14 protein-coding genes are annotated in these 16,784 nt (G+C 67.5%); 6 read left to right on the plus strand and 8 right to left on the minus strand.

Annotation, left to right across the window (positions count from 1 at the left end; all coding sequences use genetic code 11):
* Nucleotides 1-139 precede the first annotated feature (139 nt).
* From BQ7391_RS11660 to BQ7391_RS11675, 4 genes are all read left to right on the plus strand, one after another.
* On the plus strand, nucleotides 140-655 hold the full coding sequence (locus BQ7391_RS11660) for a DUF2798 domain-containing protein (RefSeq protein WP_075280754.1): 516 nt from the start codon (nucleotides 140-142) through the stop codon (nucleotides 653-655).
* Nucleotides 656-878: 223 nt separating this feature from the next.
* Nucleotides 879-1,700 carry a hypothetical protein gene (locus BQ7391_RS11665; RefSeq protein ID WP_075280755.1) on the plus strand — a complete coding sequence of 274 codons (822 nt, stop codon included), beginning with the start codon at nucleotides 879-881 and terminating at the stop codon, nucleotides 1,698-1,700.
* Between the two features lie 70 nt (nucleotides 1,701-1,770).
* Nucleotides 1,771-2,052, plus strand: a complete 282-nt coding sequence (locus BQ7391_RS11670; RefSeq protein WP_075280756.1) for a hypothetical protein — start codon at nucleotides 1,771-1,773, stop codon at nucleotides 2,050-2,052.
* Nucleotides 2,039-2,512 (plus strand): PIN domain-containing protein, encoded by a 474-nt coding sequence (locus BQ7391_RS11675; RefSeq protein ID WP_075280757.1) that lies wholly within the window; start codon nucleotides 2,039-2,041, stop codon nucleotides 2,510-2,512. The genes BQ7391_RS11670 and BQ7391_RS11675 overlap by 14 nt, the downstream gene beginning before the upstream one ends.
* Nucleotides 2,513-2,666: 154 nt before the next feature.
* On the opposite strand, the gene xdh is transcribed toward BQ7391_RS11675, so the two are convergent.
* The 5 genes from xdh to BQ7391_RS11700 form a co-directional block, all read right to left on the minus strand.
* On the minus strand, nucleotides 2,667-5,432 hold the full coding sequence (gene xdh, locus BQ7391_RS11680; RefSeq protein WP_075280758.1) for a selenium-dependent xanthine dehydrogenase: 2,766 nt from the start codon (nucleotides 5,430-5,432) through the stop codon (nucleotides 2,667-2,669).
* Between the two features lie 11 nt (nucleotides 5,433-5,443).
* Nucleotides 5,444-5,656: a 4Fe-4S binding protein gene (locus BQ7391_RS11685; RefSeq protein WP_075280759.1), complete on the minus strand. Its 213-nt coding sequence runs from the start codon at nucleotides 5,654-5,656 to the stop codon at nucleotides 5,444-5,446.
* A 109-nt stretch (nucleotides 5,657-5,765) separates the two neighbouring features.
* Nucleotides 5,766-8,759: a putative selenate reductase subunit YgfK gene (gene ygfK / locus BQ7391_RS11690; RefSeq protein ID WP_075280760.1), complete on the minus strand. Its 2,994-nt coding sequence runs from the start codon at nucleotides 8,757-8,759 to the stop codon at nucleotides 5,766-5,768.
* A gap of 129 nt (nucleotides 8,760-8,888) precedes the next feature.
* Nucleotides 8,889-10,232 (minus strand): putative aminohydrolase SsnA, encoded by a 1,344-nt coding sequence (gene ssnA / locus BQ7391_RS11695; RefSeq protein WP_075280761.1) that lies wholly within the window; start codon nucleotides 10,230-10,232, stop codon nucleotides 8,889-8,891.
* A 58-nt stretch (nucleotides 10,233-10,290) separates the two neighbouring features.
* Entirely contained in the window at nucleotides 10,291-11,691 is a 1,401-nt protein-coding gene (locus BQ7391_RS11700; protein ID WP_075280762.1) for a uracil-xanthine permease family protein, read from the minus strand.
* Between the two features lie 296 nt (nucleotides 11,692-11,987).
* On the opposite strand from BQ7391_RS11700, the gene BQ7391_RS11705 reads away from it, so the two are divergent.
* Nucleotides 11,988-12,641 carry a helix-turn-helix transcriptional regulator gene (locus BQ7391_RS11705; RefSeq protein WP_075280763.1) on the plus strand — a complete coding sequence of 218 codons (654 nt, stop codon included), beginning with the start codon at nucleotides 11,988-11,990 and terminating at the stop codon, nucleotides 12,639-12,641.
* 183 nt (nucleotides 12,642-12,824) lie between these two features.
* Complete coding sequence (locus tag BQ7391_RS11710) at nucleotides 12,825-13,430, plus strand: hypothetical protein (RefSeq protein WP_075280764.1); 606 nt, start codon at nucleotides 12,825-12,827, stop codon at nucleotides 13,428-13,430.
* Here BQ7391_RS11710 and BQ7391_RS11715 read toward each other — a convergent pair.
* From BQ7391_RS11715 to BQ7391_RS11725, 3 genes are all read right to left on the minus strand, one after another.
* On the minus strand, nucleotides 13,423-14,367 hold the full coding sequence (locus BQ7391_RS11715) for a YitT family protein (protein ID WP_235858679.1): 945 nt from the start codon (nucleotides 14,365-14,367) through the stop codon (nucleotides 13,423-13,425). The two genes, BQ7391_RS11710 and BQ7391_RS11715, sit on opposite strands and share 8 nt — an antisense overlap.
* A 199-nt stretch (nucleotides 14,368-14,566) precedes the next feature.
* On the minus strand, nucleotides 14,567-16,009 hold the full coding sequence (locus BQ7391_RS11720) for an MFS transporter (RefSeq protein WP_075280765.1): 1,443 nt from the start codon (nucleotides 16,007-16,009) through the stop codon (nucleotides 14,567-14,569).
* The gene (locus BQ7391_RS11725; protein ID WP_075280766.1) at nucleotides 16,006-16,620 is read right to left on the minus strand and encodes a TetR/AcrR family transcriptional regulator; all 615 of its coding nucleotides are present in this window, start codon (nucleotides 16,618-16,620) and stop codon (nucleotides 16,006-16,008) included. Before BQ7391_RS11725 ends, BQ7391_RS11720 begins: the two co-directional genes overlap by 4 nt.
* Nucleotides 16,621-16,784: the final 164 nt, after the last annotated feature.

Consider the following 16,784-nt stretch of genomic DNA (forward strand, 5'->3'; position numbering starts at 1 on the left):
CCCCTCTGTGAAGATTTGGCGCCCCACCGCACCCGGCGCGCTACCATGGGACGCTGCAACGCGCTGCGGAAGGCATAAGTCCAGTTGCCCTTCCGCGGCGCGGCGACGCACCCAAAAGGGCTGGGCAGAGGGGAAAGCCATGCCCAGAACCCGTACCCAACGCATCGTCTTCTCGATCCTCATGGCCTTTGCCATGGTCTACGGCATGGAGCTCTACAACCAGGCGCTCCTTGCGGGCGGCCTCAGGACCGAGCTCTTCGCCGCGCCGCTCGCCGACATCGTGCCGCTCATGGCCGCCGTCATCGTGCTCGAGTCGCTCGTCGGCGGCAGGGTCGCGGCGCGCCTGGTCGAGCGGCTCCCGGACGCAGACCGCTGCCCGCAGGTGCTCGTCACCATCCTGCGCGGCGCCTTCACCTGCTGGACCATGTGCCCCATGATGAGCCTGGTCGCAACGCTCGTCTTCAAGCAGCCGCCCGCGGGCGAGCTCGTGGCCACGTGGCTCCAGACCGTCGCCCTCAACTTCCCCATGGCGCTGCTCTGGCAGCTCTTCGTGGCAGGCCCGGCCGTGCGTGCCGTGGTGCGTACGATGGGTGCGGCCACGGATCGCCTGAGGCAGCGCGCCATGGCGGGGCGCGCGGCGCGGTACCAATCGTGACGAGCGGTCCCGCTCCGTACTGACAATGCCGGCCGAGAGGGGCCGAGTACGAAGCACCCCTCCGCCGGGAGGCAAAACCATACCGCCCGCCGACGCAAACCCATCTCTTTCGAGAAGAACGACCGTCTCAAGCTGGGCGCGCAGCCAAGTGGAAGCTACTTGCAAGACAAGGAGCCCGGCCGAGGTGCTAGGGTCTCCCCATCACGAGAGACAGGGAGCCCCCATGCAGCACCACATCATGTACGAGCGCGCTCAGCACACCCCGTTTGAGGTCGCGTCCGACCCGGAAGCGTTTGCGGACACCTACGCAGAGCTCTGCGGGGTCATACCCATTGACGACCTGGTGGAGCTGTACGTCAAGGCATTCCCTGAGCTACCGATGGGCTATGAGACCATGCGCGAGGCGGCGGCACAGAGGCCAGCCTCCTGGAACGGTGCCTGCAAGACCTGGGCACACGAGGGCGTCGAGTACGCCCTTGCCTCCGCCTTCTCGGATTCCGGGCATGCCGAATGGTTCTTCTACCACATCAAGCACAACGACTGGGAGCACATGGACCGTTACGAAAAGGAGCTCCCTGCCGAGCTTGAGCGCGAGCGGGAGCTCCGGGCGGAGCTTGTTGAGCGTCATCGCGCTCATCCCATCAAGGAGTTGACCTTCGACGAGCTGGTCAAGGGGCACCCAGCACTTATCAAGGAAGCTCCCTGCACGCAGAGGCTCATCGATGAGCTCCTCGCCATCCGCCTCGGGCGAAAGGACCGCGCCAAGAAAGACATGGAGCGGTTCAAAATAGCCCAGGAGGTCAACCGGTCCGCACTCATTGCTTCGACCATGATCGACGTCAACGACAACCGCGCCTACGAGGACGCCGAGTTTCTCATGATCTACACCTATCCGCCCGGATCGCGCGACTACGACCCCTTCCGAGACGAGCCGGACCCCAACGTCCTTCTCGCCATGGAGAAGGTCTACCGGGAGCTTCCACTCTGGGGGCTCAATGGATGGAACCAGGAGGAGGTGCGCCAGCAGATGTTCGAGAGGGCGTGAGACGAGAAGTCAGCACCCTGCCGTATCGATACAATCAACGAGAGGGGAAGGCCAGTTGGAAGGAATCATCATGGACATCTCGTCGGCTCAAGCCGCTGCAAAGAGGGCAGTTGAAATCCTTGTCGAGCTCATCCCTGAGGCCAAATACGCAGCCCTCGAGGGAATCGAGCTGAGCGAGGACGGGACCAGCTGGCGCGTCGTTGTTGGCTATGTCCTTGGAAGCGACCTGCCGACTACGGCCCTCGCGGGACTCTCCGCGAGCCCAAGGTCGTTGCGCACGTACAAGACCCTCACCCTCGACGGAGCCACGCTCGAGCTCAAGAAGATGGAACCCTACCATGAGCCGTCGTAGGGTCGCGCTCGACACCAACGTCTTTCTGCTCCTCCTTGTTGGGCTTGCAAATCGCGAGGCGATAGCCCGACACAAGCGCCTTGCCGCATACGATGCCGACTCCTACGATATGCTCTGCAAGCTTCTTGCAAGCTATGACGAAATCGTCGTCACGCCAGGATGCCTTGCAGAGACGACCAACCTCCTGGACTCCGACAAGGGCTCCCAACAGCATTGCTATCAGATGCTGAAGGAGCTCATCCAATCTGGTGAGGGTCTCAGCGAGAAGCACGTCCCCGCCGATAAGGTGGTCGAGCAGAGGCCGTTCATGTGGCTAGGTTTTACCGACGCCTCCTATGTTGAGCTTGCCGATCAGGGCATTCCCGTCATCACTGCCGACCTCAAGCTCTATCTGCAGGTGGCTGAGAGAAACGAGAAGTCCGTCAACTTTGCCTCCGCAGCACTCGGCTTCCGGGCTTAAGGCGTCCTCAAGCGCGAAGGGCCCGCCGGGCATGGCAAACCGGCGGGCCCCAAGCAAGGGATGTGCGACGAGGCGGAGCTTCCTAGCCGCGGGAATGATGACAAACTCCCCCGGGACCTTTGTCAGGTTATGACAAACTCCCCCGGGACCTTTGTCAGGTTCGGGAGTAGTACGAGTGCCTGAGCGGCAGCTCGCACTGCAGCTCGCCGGTGAGCGCGCGATAGGCGTTCTGCACCGCGGGCGCCGTCGGGATCGTGGCGATCTCGCCGATGCCCTTGCCGCCGTACGCCACGTCCAGAAGCTCGTCCTTCTCGACGTAGATCGCGTGGATGTCCGGGATGTCCGGCGCCCTGAAGAGGCCCAGCGTGCCAAACTTCACCTGCGGCACGCAGTCCTCGAGGTCAAAGCGCTCGGTCAGCGCGTAGCCCATGCCCATGAGCACGCCTCCCTCGATCTGCCCCTGGATGGCGATCGGGTTCACCACGCGCCCGGAGTCGTGCGCGGCGTGGACCTCGGTCACGCGGCCGTCGTCGTCCAGGATCACCACGTGCGTGGCGTAGCCGTAGGCCACATGGCTCTTGGGGTTGGGCACGTCCGCTCCGAGCTTGTCGGTCTTCTCGAGGTACTCGTAGGAGAACTCGCGCCCCTCGAGCGCCGCCAGCGCGGCGACCGGGTCGCTCGCGTGGTAGCCCGCGCCCGGCCCCACGTAGGGCGTGCCGTCGGCGTACTCGACCACAAAGCCGTCACCGTGCGCGACCACGGGCTCCGTGCCGGTCTCCGTGCCCTCCTCCACCGCGAGCATGGCGTCGCGCAGCAAAAACGCCGCGCCGCGCACGGCCTCGCCGGTGATGAGCGTCTGACGCGAGCCGGAGGTGGTGCCGGAGTCGGGCGCATTCTCGGTGGAGCACTCGCCGTTGGCGATGTGCGACAGGGGCAGCCCCGTGGCCTCGGCCACGTCCTGCAGGAAGACCGTGTTGCAGCCCTGGCCGATGTCGGAGGTGGCGGAGTAGACCACCGCGCGGCCGTCCTCCACGCGGATCTTGCAGCGTCCCGCGTCGGGCAGGCCCACGCCCACGCCGGAGTTCTTCATCGCGCACGCAATGCCGGCGTGGCCGGGATGCGCCTCGTAGACGTCCTTCACGGCCAGCAGCGTCTCCTTGAGCGCGGTGGAGCGGTCGGCGATCTGGCCGTTGGGCAGGACCTTGCCCGGCTCGATGGCGTTCCTGTACCGGATCTCCCACGGCGAGATGCCCACCTCGTCGGCGAGAAGGTCGATGAGGCTCTCGAGCGCAAACTCGCTCTGGCACACGCCGAAGCCGCGGAACGCGCCGGCGGGCGGGTTGTTGGTGTACCAGCCAAAGCCGCGGATGTCGGTGTTCTGGTAGCAGTACGGGCCCACGGAGTGCGTGCAGGCGCGCTCTAGGACCGGGCCGCACAGGCTCGCGTAGGCGCCGGTGTCGAAGTTGATCTCGCAGTCCAGGCCCACGAAGGTGCCGTCCTCGTCACAGCCGAGGGTGAAGGTGCCCTCCATGTAGTGGCGCTTGGGGTGGAAGTTGATGGACTCCTGGCGCGTGAGGCGCACCTTGACCGGACGCCTCACGGCGAGAGCGGCGAGCGCGGCCAGGTGCTGCACGGAGACGTCCTCCTTGCCGCCGAAGCCGCCGCCCACGAGCATGGTCTCCACGACCACGCGCTCCGGCGTGGCGTCCCAGCCGAGCATGTGGGCGATCTCCTTGCGAGAGTCGTAGGCGCCCTGGTCGGACGAGCAGACCTTCACGCCATCCTTGTACGGGAAGGCCACGGCGCACTCCGGCTCGAGGAACGCGTGCTCGGTGAACGGCGTCCTGAAGGTGCGCGTCACCTTGTGCGCGGCGCCCGCGAGCGCCGCGGCCGCGTCGCCGCGGACCACGTGGCGCTGCTGGCAGATGTTGTTCTCGGGCGTGACCCAATTTCCAAACGCGAGGTAGGGCTTGTGGAGCACGGGGGCACCCTCCGCGCGGGCCTCCTCGATCGAGCGCACGGGCTCGAGCACCTCGTACTCCACCTTCACGGCCTTCTTGGCCTTCTCGAGCGTGGCGGCGTCCTCGGCCACCACGAGCGCGATGGCGTCGCCCACGCAGTGCGTGACGTCGCCCTCGGCGATCATGACGTCCCAGTCGTAGAGCAGGTGCCCGACGGCGTTCACGGGCACGTCGGCGGCGGTGAGCACGGCGAGGACGCCCGGCATGGCGCGGGCCTTCTCGGCGTCGATCTTGACCACGCGGGCGCGCGGGTGCTTGGAGCGCACGGCGCTGGCGTAGGTCAGGTCGGGGAAGTCGCGCTCGTCGATGTCGTCGGGGTACTTGCCGTAGCCGAGCACCTTGCGGCGCACGTCCACGCGGAAGGCGCGCTTGCCCACGCCGTAGTCGTCGCCGCGCTCGAGCTCCGGGTCGATGCTCTTCTCGACCCGCAGGATCGCGGCGGCGAGCAGGATGCCCTCGATGATCTTCTTGTAGCCGGTGCAGCGGCAGACGTTACCGCGGATGGCCACCTTGACCTGGTCCTCGGTGGGGTCGGGCACCTTGTGGACGAGGGCCGCGCCCGCCATGACCATGCCGGGGATGCAGAAGCCGCACTGCACGGCTCCCACCGCGCCGAAGGCGTAGACGAAGGCCTCCTGCTCCTCGTGCGGCAGGCCCTCCACGGTCACGATGTCGCGGCCGTTGGCCAGGCGCGTGGTGAGGACGCACGCCTTGGTGGCGCGGTCGTCCACGAGCACGGTGCAGGTGCCGCAGGCGCCCTCGGAGCAGCCGTCCTTGACGGAGGTGAGCCTGAGGTCGTCGCGCAGGTAGCGCAGGAGCGGCTTGTCGCACGTGACGACCTGCTCCTCGCCGTTGACGGTGAAGCGGTACTCGGCGGGTGCCTTGACGTTGGCTGCCATGGTCTCCTCCCCTACTGGGCCGGGGCGTAGATGCCCAGCGTGTCGTGGATGACGCCCTTGCGGCACTTGGTGGCGCACATGCCGCACGCGATGCACAGCGCGTAGTCGATGCGCGCCTGCTTGTCCTCCACGCGCATGGCGCCCGCGGGGCACGCGCGCTCGCAGAGGCGGCAGCCTATGCAGCCCGTCTCGGCCACCCAGATGCGCCTGGTCTCGTCGTCCATGGTGTACTCCCCTCGTGGCGTGCAAAAGGGACAGTCACTTTTGCACGGATTCCCGAAAAGCGCGTGGCGTGCAAAAGTGACTGTCCCTTTTGCACGCCACGCGGATGCGTTACCTGGCCAGCAGGTAGCCGTAGTCGTCGCGGACGGCGCGGATGGTGAGGCGCACGTCCTCGGGCAGGCCGCACGCGGCGTCGTCCACGTCGTAGACGCCCTCGCCGGAGGCCAGGCGCACGCGGAAGCCACCCTCGACGGGCAGGAAGCCGCGGTTCTCGCTCGCGTCCATGTCCTCGGCGCTCCAGAAGAGCGTGAGCTTGTCCTTATACGGGCGGCCGCTCCACGGGCAGAAGACGGCGCAGTTGCCGCACTCGTTGCACATGCCGTCCACGTGGACGACCTGCTCCTGCGCGAGGCCCGGCACCTTGATCGCCACGTTGGCGCGGTTGGGGCAGACGTCGCAGCAGACCTCGCAGACGGTGGCGCAGCCCAGGCAGCGGCTCGTGGCGCAGCCGGCCACGTCGAGGCAGATGTCGCCCTTGCGTCCCATGATGGCGTCGTGCTTGTCGGCGCGGACGTTCTTCTCGGCGTACTTGTTGAAGTCGACGCCGGCCAGGTCGCGGGCAACGGCCTGCGCGTCGGCGATGGCCTCCACGAAGGTGGCCGGCCCGCGGCGGCAGTCGCCGGCAGCCCAGACGTGGTCCACGCCGGTGGCGGTGCCAGCCGGGCGGCCGCGACGGTCGACCTCCACGCCCGCGCCCTCGTAGAGCCCGCGCTCGATCTGCTCGCCCACGGCGCAGATCACGGCCGTGGCGGGGACCTGCACGGTCTCGCCCGTGCCCTCCGGGCGGCGGCGACCGGACTCGTCCGGCGCGCCAAGGCGCATGACCTCGCAGGCCAGCTTGCCGTCGGCCACGCCGATCGGGGCGAGAAGCTCGCAGAGCTCAACGCCCTCCTCGAGGGCGAGCTGCAGCTCCTCCTCGTCCGCCGGCATCTCCTTCTTGGTGCGACGGTAGACGATGCGCACGTTCTTCACGCCCTCGGCGCGCTTGGCCACGCGCGCGGCGTCCATGGCGGTGTTGCCGGCGCCCACGATCACGACGTCGGTGCCGAGCTCCATGGGCTCGCCGGCCTTGGCGGCCTCGAGGAACTCCAGGACGTCGATCTCCTCGCCGGCCTTGAGGCCCACCTTGCCCGGCGCCCACGCGCCCGTGGCAACCACGACGTCCGTGAAGCCCTCGTCGAAGAGCTCGGCCACGCTCGTGACCTCGCGCCCCATCTGGACCTGCGCGCCAAAGGCGAGGCAGAGGGCCACGTCCTTGTCGATGTCGTCGTGGGAGATGCGGAACTCGGGGATGACGTGGCGCGCCACGCCGCCGAGCTTGTCCGTGCGCTCGATGATGGTGACCTTGGTGCCGGCGCGCGTGAGGAAGAACGCGGTGGCGAGGCCGGCCGGTCCGCCGCCGATCACGGCGACGTTCTTGTCGGCCGCGGAGGCCAGCCGGGCCGGGCCGGCGGCACGGAGCTTCTTCACGACCTCGTCGAAGCCGCCGCGGGCCGCCTCGAGCTTGGACTCGCGGATGCGCGCGCCCTCGGGCTCGTAGAAGCTGCGCTCGCACTTGGCGCCGCAGGGGTGCGGGCAGAGGTTGCCGGTGATGTGCGGCAGGGCGTTGCGCTCGACGACGACCTGGAGCGCCTCGGCGAGCTTCCCCTCGTCCACGCGGGAGAGGTAGGCCGGGATGTCCTGCTGGATGGGGCAGCCGGTACGGCAAGGCGCCGTGAAGCAGCTCATGAGCGGCAGCTCGGCGTCGACCTTGTGCGGCTTGGCCGGCTTGATGGGCTTCTGGTAGTCCTTGCCGGAGGACACGCGGGCGGCGAGCTCGGTCACGGCGTCAACGTCCACGTCCTCGGAGCGCGGCGCGCCGGCGAGAAGACCGGCGATCTGGAAGAAGCGCTCGTAACCGCCGGGCTTGAGGACGTTGGTGGCCATGGTAATCGGCCAGATGCCGGCCGCATAAAGCTCGCGGATGTTGCGCGCGTCGGCACCTCCCGAGTAGGAGATGCGCAGCTTGCCGTCAAACTGGCGGGCGATGCGGCGCGCCAGCTCGATCGTGAGCGGGAAGAGCGAGCGGCCGGACATGTACATCTCCTCGCTCGGCAGCTCGCCGCGGGTCACGTCCACCGGGAAGGTGTTGGTGAGCTTGACGCCAAACGCGAGGCCCTTCTCGGCGCAGAGCTTGATGAGGCGGTCGAACATGGGCACGGCGTCGGCCCACTGCAGGTCCTCGCGGAAGTGCGTGTCATCGAAGACGATGTAGTCAAAGCCGAGCTCGTTCAGGCGCTCGCGGGCAAAGTCGTAGCCCAGGAGCGTGGGGTTGCACTTGATGTAGGTGTTCACGCCCTTCTCGGTGATGAGGTAGGTGGCGATGCGCTCGATCTCGTCAGGCGGGCAGCCGTGGAGCGTGGACTCGGTGACGGAGTTGGAGACCTGCGGGGAGACGGCGTTGACGAAGTCGGCGTCGACGTTCTGGAAGCGGTCGAGGTTGGCGAGGGCCCAGTCGCGGCACTCGGCCCAGACGTCGGTGCCGGACGCGTCCTTCATGCCCTCGATGTACGTGTCGACCTTGGGGCTCTGGATGCCCTCGAGGCTGTAGCCCACGGACATGTTGAAGACAAAGCCGTCCGGGTCGCCGAGGCCGTACTCGCGGGCGATGAGCTTGCAGGCCCACCAGGCCTTGACGTACTCCGCGAAGGCCTGCGGGACGGTGAGCTCGGTGGACCACTCGCAGTTGTAGCACTCGTCCTCGGCCACGATGCAGGGCTTGTTCACGCAGGCGGAGAGCTCCTCGCCGTCCATGATCTGGACGGTCTTGAGCTCGAAGAAGCGCGAGCCCGCCACGTAGGAGGCCACGATATTCTGCGCAAGCTGGGTGTTGGGGCCGGCGGCCGGGCCAAAGGGGGTCTCGATCTTCTCGGCAAAGATCGGCTCGGCGCCGCCCTCGTGGACGTAGGCCTTGCGCACCCCGAAGATGCTGGCCTGCGTGTCGTGCTCGGTCAGGATCCAGTCCATGACCTGCGCGAACGGGATCGGCCTCATGACGTCGCTCATTGTTGCTCCTCTCCTGCGGGAGGTTTCCTCCCACGCCCGCCGGCGAGACCGCGCGCCGGCGAAAGGGTGACGTTCGGCCCCGCGGAGGCCGAGTGGGGCCGGGCGCCCCTCGCGCCCGGCCAACGGTTCCTAGTACGTACGCTCGTTGAGCGTGCCCCAGAGCTTCTTTGACTGCTCGAGGGTCCAGGCGTTGATGCGCTCCTCGTCAAAGGCCACGAACTCGCGGTCGCGGTAGAGCACCTTGCCGTTGACGATGGTGGTGCGGCAGTTCTTGCCCATCATGCCGAAGAGCATGTGGCCGTCGATGTTCTCGTCCGAGAAGGGCGTGAAGACCGGGTAGTCCATCACGATGACGTCGGCCGCGGCGCCGGGCGCCAGAACGCCGATCCTGCGCCCAAAGTACTCGCTCGCCATGGCGGGGTTGTTCTGGAAGAGCATCGTCATGGCCTCGACCCAGCCCACGTTGGGCATGGCCGCGTTGTGGCGCTGGATGATGAGGAAGACCTTGAGGCTCTCGAGCATGTCGTGCGTGTAGGCGTCGGTGCCCATGTGCACCGGGATGCCGCGGCGGAAGAACTCCAGCACCGGCGCACAGCCTACGGCGTTACCCATGTTGGACTCGGGGTTGTTGACGATGTGGGTGCCGGTCTCCTTGATGATGTCCATCTCGGCGGGCGTGACGTGGATGCAGTGGCCGAGCATCGTGCGCGGACCCAGGAGGTCGTGCTGCAGCAGGCGCTCGATCGGCGAGATGCCGCCGCGCTTCTGCCGGCTGTCCCAGACGTCGTTCATGCCCTCGCAGACGTGGATGTGGAAGCCGGTGAGGCCATTGTTGGCCTCGGCCATCTTGTCCATCGTCTCGTCGGAGAGCGTGAAGGTGGCGTGCCCGCCAAACATCGCGGCGATCATGCCGGAATCCTGCTGGGAGGCCCACTGCGCGAACTCGGCGTTCTCGGCAATGGCCTGGTCGCGCTTCTCGGGGCCGCGGCGGTCGGACGTCTCATAGCAGAGGCACGCGCGGATGCCCGTCTCCTCGCAGACGTCCTTGATCGCAAAGAGGGAGCCCGGGATCTCGCAGAAGCTCGCGTGGTGGTCGAAGATCGTGGTCACGCCGTCGCGGATGGAGTCGAGCACCGTGGCGTACGCCGAGGCGCGCGTGCCGTCGAGCGTGAGGTTGTCGTCGATCTTCCACCACTGCTGCTCGAGGTTCTCGAGGAAGTTGGTGGGGTTGCAGCCCTTGATGGACAGGCCGCGGGCCAGGCCCGAGTAGATGTGGGTGTGGCAGTTCACGAGGCCCGGCATGATGACGCCGCCGTGGGCGTCCACGTACTCGGCGCCAGCGTACTTCTCGGCGAGCTCGGCCTCCGGGCCCACCTCCACGATCTTCTCGCCGTCGATGGCAACGGCTCCGTGCTCGAGGTAGGGGGTGTCTGCGTCGCGCGTGATGACGCGACCGTTTGCTACGAGCAGCATCTTCTTCTCCTATCTTTGCGGGCGAGAAGGACGGGTGCGTAGGGTGCGGGCCCTGCGCCTACTCCTTGCTGGCGGGCATGACCTTGGCGACGGCCTGCTCCTTGGTGGCCGCCTTGCGGATCTCGTGCGGCGGGTCGACCGGCAGGATGAGGTTCAGGATGATGGCCATGATGGCGGCCGGGGTGATGGCGTTGGAGCCGATGACGGTGGTCACCCAGCTGGGCATTCCCTCGCCGGCAAGGCAGCCGGAGGCCATCCAGATGCCCAGGCCAAAGACCACGGAGGTGCCCACGATGGTGGTGGTGCGCGGGGTGAGGCCGTCCTTGGTGAACATGCGGACGCCGTTCATGGTGATGGTGCCGAAGACGCCCACCGTGGCGCCGCCGATGACCGGCTGCGGGATGGCCGTGAGCAGCGCGGAGAGCTGCGGGAGCAGGCCCGCCGCCGCGAAGACGGCCGCCACGATCACGAAGACCCACTTGTTGACGACCTTGTTGGAGCAGATGATGCCCACGTTCTGACCAAGCGCGGAGGTGGGCAGGCCGCCGATGAAGGCGGAGACGAGCGAGGTGCAGCCCTGGGAGACGATGGCGCCGGAGAGCTCGCGCTCGTCGGGCATGCGGTCCATGGAGCCGAGGCAGGCGGCGGAGACGTCGCCGATGACCTGGATGGCGACCATCGGGTAGACCACGGCGAGCGTGATGCAGACCTCGGGGTGGAACTCGATGGCATAGGGCATGATCTTGGGGAACGCGAAGATGCCGGCCGAGCCCACTGCGGAGAAGTCGAGCATGCCGAAGGGCGCGGACACGATGATGCCGGCGATCATGCCGAAGAAGACGCTGCCGAGCTTGAGGGTGCCCTTGGCGAAGTTGTTGAGGCCAAAGACCACGGCAAACGTGACGAGCGCCACGCACCAGGCCTGCGGGGTGCCCCAGAGCGCAGTGCCCTCGCCGCCGGCCATGTACTTGATGGCCGTCGGGTAGAGCGAGACGCCGATGGTAAAGATCACCGTGCCCGTGACGACCGGCGGGAAGAACGCCTTGAGCTTGCCGTAGAAGATGCCAAAGAGGATGGCCGCGATGCCGCCCACGATCTCGCCGCCGAGAAGCGCGCCGAAGGAGAACGTGGCGCCCATGGCCTGGAGCGCCGGCAGGAACGCGAACGACACGCCCATGACGATGGGCAGATTTCCGCCGATGCGGCGGAACGGCGCAAAGGCCTGCAGCGCCGTGTCGATGGCGGAGAGGATCAGCGCGACCTGGATGATGTCGGTCTTCTCCTGGGCAGTAAAGTTGAACGTGGCCGCGATGAGGATCGCCGGGGTGATGATGCCGGCGAAGGAGGCCAGCACGTGCTGCAGGGCGCAGGGGATCATCTCGCCGACGGGCGGCATCCCCTCGCGCTGGAACAGGTAGTCGTGGGCGCTCTTGACCCCCGTCGCTTGCGTCTTAGCCATGATCGTCCTCTCCACGATGCTCCGACTATGTTTCGATAGTATTGCGAGAGATGTCTAACAATTTGTCTGCTTTGATGAAAATCTGTTAGACGGTAGGTTGCGGGGCGTGAGCGGTCGGGACACGGCCCCGTCACAAGAAAAATACCGTTATCTACGCCGTGAAATAACGCCACGTCAGAGCCCGTTTTTCTCGCCAGGGCGAGCCGAATCTCCAGGTTCGGACGCCTAACAAAAAGTTTGAAGTCGCAGCAAATCGGCTAGTATGCTCTCATCGCACCGCCAATCGAGGAGGCCCCATGACCGAGGAGCAGCTCGACTTCTACAAGCGACTCGCCCACGCCCTTGCCCTGCAGTTTGGCAGCAGCTGCGAGGTCGTCGTGCACGACCTCGAGACGAAGGACCCCAGCCACTCCATCGTGGCCATCGAGAACGGCCACGTCACCGGCCGCAAGCTCGGCGACGGCCCCAGCCACGTGGTGCTGGAGGCGCTGCACGCCGGCGACGCCAAGCTCGAGGACCGTCCCGCCTACCTCACCAAGACCGCGGACGGCAAGATCCTCAAGTCCTCGACCGTCTTCATCCGCGACGAGGACGGGCATGCCGTGGGCATCTTCGCCATCAACTACGACATCACGATCCTTCGTGCGATGGGCGACACGATCGCAGAGGTCGTGGGCACGGAGCCGAGCGCCCCGCGCGAGCCCGAGCCCATCGTGCGCAGCGTGGCCGACCTCCTGGACGACCTCATCGAGCAGAGCGTGCAGCTCGTGGGCACCCCCGTGGCGCTCATGAGCAAGGAGGAGAAGGTCCGCGCGATCCGCTACCTCAACGACACAGGGGCCTTCCTCATCACCAAGAGCGGCCCCAAGGTCTGCAAGTTCTTCGGCATCTCAAAGTACACCCTCTACAGCTACCTCGACGAGGCGCGCGCCAGCGAGAAGGACGCGTAGGTCCGGCGCACCGAGGCGTCGCTCTGGCGCGGCTCCGTGCGAGCGAGGAAGCCGCAGGGGCGCTCCCCGCTCCGCGGATGTGTATGAGATGCATGTTCGACGTCATTTTCGCAGCTGCACCCGTCCTCTGGCCCTAGGCTTGGATGGAGCCAAGGCCACCTGTGGACGGAGAGGCGACGGGAGATGATGCGAATGCGCGGCACGGAAGCCTGGCCGGCCGTTCTGGGGATCGCGGCGGGAGCGCTGGCGCTCTTCGGGACCGTGGGCATCGTGGGCGTCGAGCTTCCTCTTGCGACCATGCCGCTCTCCGCAGGCAGACTGGCAGACGCGCTGCTCACCGCCTTGGAGTCGCTGCGAAGCATGCCGCTTGTCGAGGAGCGCGCCTCGGAGATTGTCACATTCCTTCAGAGCGCCACCGGAGGGCGCCTCGCGACCCTCCTGTGGACCCTCTGCGCCGGCCACGTGCTGGCGTGCGGCGCCGCCATCACCCTCGCAGCGCTCGACCTCCGGGGCGCGCACCGCGCCTGGCGCCCCGTGGTGGCGGGCGCGCTCGTGGTCGCCGACGCCGCGGTGGTCTCCGTGCTCTGCTCGGCGATGAGCTGGCAGCTCTACCTGGTTGTCCGCTCGGTCGCACGGGGAAACCCCTGGGCCGTGGGACGCGGGGTCGCGGGGCTTGAGCTCACGCTCACCCCCGGGCTCGGCCTGGTGGTCGCCGCCCTTCTCGGCGTCTGCGCGATCGCGCTCGCGCTGGTCGGCCGCCGCGGCGCGTCCGTCGCGGCGGCTAGTTGACCCCGCGGAAGCCTCGGCCGATGATCTCTGAGCTGCTCGTGATGGTGATGAAGGCGCCCGAATCCATCGCGCGGACGAAGAGCCGCAGCTTCATGGCCTCGCGGCGCGAGAGCACGCTCGTGAGGATGGTCACGCGGCGGCCGGAGTAGGCTCCCCAGCCCTGTGTGACCGTTGCCGTGCGCCCGAGCTTCTTGACGATGAACTCCTCCACCTCGCGCGGGTGCGAGCAGATGACCTGGCAGACCTTGCGCTGGCGGATGGACTCGATGAAGCCGTCCACGACGAAGGTCTTGCCGATGAGCGCGAGCACGCAGTAGAGGCCCACGCGCGGCCCATAGAGCCCGATGGCCGCCACGACCACGCCCACGTCCACGGCGAAGAGCGCCTTGCCGATCTCGATGTCGGTGTGCTTGCGCAATATCATGGCCAGAATGTCCGTGCCGCCGGTGGAGGCACCGATGTCGAAGACGATGGCGGAGCCCACGGCCGGCAGCAGCACCGCAAAGCACACGTCGAGCCAGAGGTCGCCCGTGATGGACTGGGTCACGGGAAAGAGCCACTCGAAGAGCGAGGTGTACCCCGAGAGGGCAAACGACGCGAAGGCGCTCCAGAGCACCGCCCTGCGGTCGAGGAAGAGGAGGCCCAGGAGCACCAGGACCGCGTTCAGAATCCACATGTAGACCGAGACCGAGAGCGCGGGCACGGCGGTGTTGAGCAGGATGGCAAAGCCCGTGGTGCCGCCAAAGGCGAGGTGGTTGGGCGTCTTGAAGAGCACGAGCGCAATGGCGGTGAGGATGAGGCCCACGTTGAGCAGGCCGAAGAACGCCGGGAAGCTGTAGGCCATCCTCCGCTTTGACAGACGCTCCCCCCGCGCCGCCTCGTCCTCCGTCACCGACCCGGACACGGGCTCGACCGCGTCCCCCGCCTGCTCCTCCACCGCGCCTCCTCGGACATGCCCGGGGATGGCCCCGGGCGGGTTTTTCAGCTCTGGAAACGGCAGTCTAGCAGTTTGGAGGGACTCCGGCAGGCTCGTTCGGAAGGCCGCTCCCAAGAGTCCGACCCTCGGCGCGCTGCGGGCGCGCGGGCGAGCGGCGAGCACCCTCCGAGAGCCCGGGCGGGGATGGCGTGGCGCGACCCTAGCCGCGCGCCCGGCGGTCGATCACGAGGGTGCGCACGAGCGAGAGCGCGAGGCCCACGATGACGAGCAGAGAGAGCAGGTGGAACACCGTCGACAGCCCGTCCATGAAGAGGGCGGCGCCACCCTCCGCATAGCTCGTCACCCGGTGGCCGGCCTCGGCGCTCATGGTGCCGTAGAGCACCCCCATCGACACGGTGATGCCGAGCGACTGGCCGAGGTAGCGCATCAGGTTTCCCAGGGACCCCACGAACCCGAGCGTCTCGGGCGACGCATGGCCCATGATGAGCGAGTTGTTGGGAGACTGGAAGAGCGCCGAGCCGAGCGAGGTGAACATCAGCAGCACAACGATTGCCCCGACCGGCGTGTCAAGCGCGAGGTGGGAGAGCAGGGCGAGCCCCAGGGAGAACACCGCCTGTCCGAGCAGCGTGGGCTTGATGCAGCCCACGCGGTCCGAGAGCGCGCCCGCGAGCGTCCCCACCGTCGCGTTGACGAGCGGGTAGCACGCCATCACGAGGCCCGCGACGCCCGGGTCGAGGCCGAGCGCGTCCTGCAGGTAGAACGGCATGACGATCGTCACGCCGGACAGGCCGAGGAACACGAGGACCATCGCCACGAGGTCGATGTCGAAGCTCGGGCTCAGAAAGACGTCGAGGCGCACGAGCGGCTCTGCCTGGCGGCGCTCCACCAGGGCAAAGGCGACGAGAAGCAGGGCGCCGACGGCGAGCATGGCGAGCGAGGCGGGACCGACCTCGGTCTCCATGAGCGTGATGGCCGCAAAGAGCAGCAGGATGGAGGGGACGACGAGCAGGCACCCCGCGACGTCGAGCGGCCGCCGCTGCGCGAGGCGCGTCGCCGGCAGGGCACAGACGCCCATAGCGAGCGAGACGATGCCGATCGGCACGTTGATGACGAAGATCGACTCCCACGGGAAGACCGAGACGAGCGCACCGCCCACGGTCGGGCCGGCCATGGCGCCGAGCGCGGTGAACGTGGCCACGAGGCCGAGGGCGCGCCCGCGGCCGTCGGCGAAGAGCTCGGTGATGATGCCCTGGTTGTTGGCGAGGCTGCACGCCACGCCGAGCGCCTGGACGGCACGCGACGCGACGAGCATGGGCAGCGTCGCCGAGAGGGCGCAGAGCGCGGAGCCGGCAGTGAAGAGCACCACGCCCGCCTGGAACACGCGCACCTTGCCCACGATGTCTCCAAGCCGCCCGAAGACGAGCAGGAAGGCGCAGGTCGTCACCAGGAACACGCTCGCCACGAGCTGTATCTCGGTCGCCCCGACGCCGAGCTCCGCCTGCATCGTGGGCAGGGCGACGTTGACGATCGTGCCGTCGAGCGTCTCCATGAATGTCATGAGCAGGATGGCGAGAAGGGCCACCCCGCGGCGCGGGCGACGGGGCGCCCCGCCCCTCTCGCCCGTCGTCAGATCCTCAGTCATCGGGCCTCGCCGCCCTTCTCGCCCGCCGGCCCATACAGCGCGTCGAGCGTGTCCTCGACGAGGGCGTCCACCGCCCGCTCGAGCACGTCGGGGTCGATCTCCTCGCGCTCGAGCAGCATGATCGCGCACACGCGCTGGAGCGCGGCGGCAAGTCGCGGGTCGGACGAGGCGCCGAGCGCCCTGACGGAGCGTGCGATGCGCTCGAGCGCGCCCCCCTCGAGCTCGGGCCCCAGGACGAGGTCGTCGGGCAGCAGCTCGCGGATCTTGCGGTAGTCGCGCATCCCGATGCAGCGGAAGATGCTTCGGTCGCTGTGCCAGACCTCGCGCATCCACCTCCCGAGCTCGTCGCGGCCCGGCGCCTCCCCGGACTCGCCGAGCATGCCCCCAAGACGGGACAGCAGCTCGCGCCGGTTCTCAGCCACCATCTCGGCCACGAACTCCGCCTTCGACGAGAAGAACCCGTAGAAGGTGCCCTGGGCGATCCCCGCCTGGCGCGTGATGTCCTCAACGCGGGTCCCACGGTATCCGCGCTCGAGCAGGCAGGCCCAGCCCGCCTCGATCATTCTCCGCCGCATGGCGTCGCGGTCGCCCGTGGAAAAGATTGCCGGCATGCGTCTCCCTTTCGTCCGTGTTGTGCCGAGTCCCTTATACCAACTTCTTTTTATGAATATTCATTTTATTCCGTCGTTTTTCGGAGGCGCGTCACCGAGGAGGCCCCGCGCATCTCGTGGAAAGAGGCGGCCCGCGGATGGCCCCGGCCTCGGGACCGTCCGCG

Source organism: Thermophilibacter provencensis (assembly GCF_900128445.1).
Classification (GTDB): domain Bacteria; phylum Actinomycetota; class Coriobacteriia; order Coriobacteriales; family Atopobiaceae; genus Thermophilibacter; species Thermophilibacter provencensis.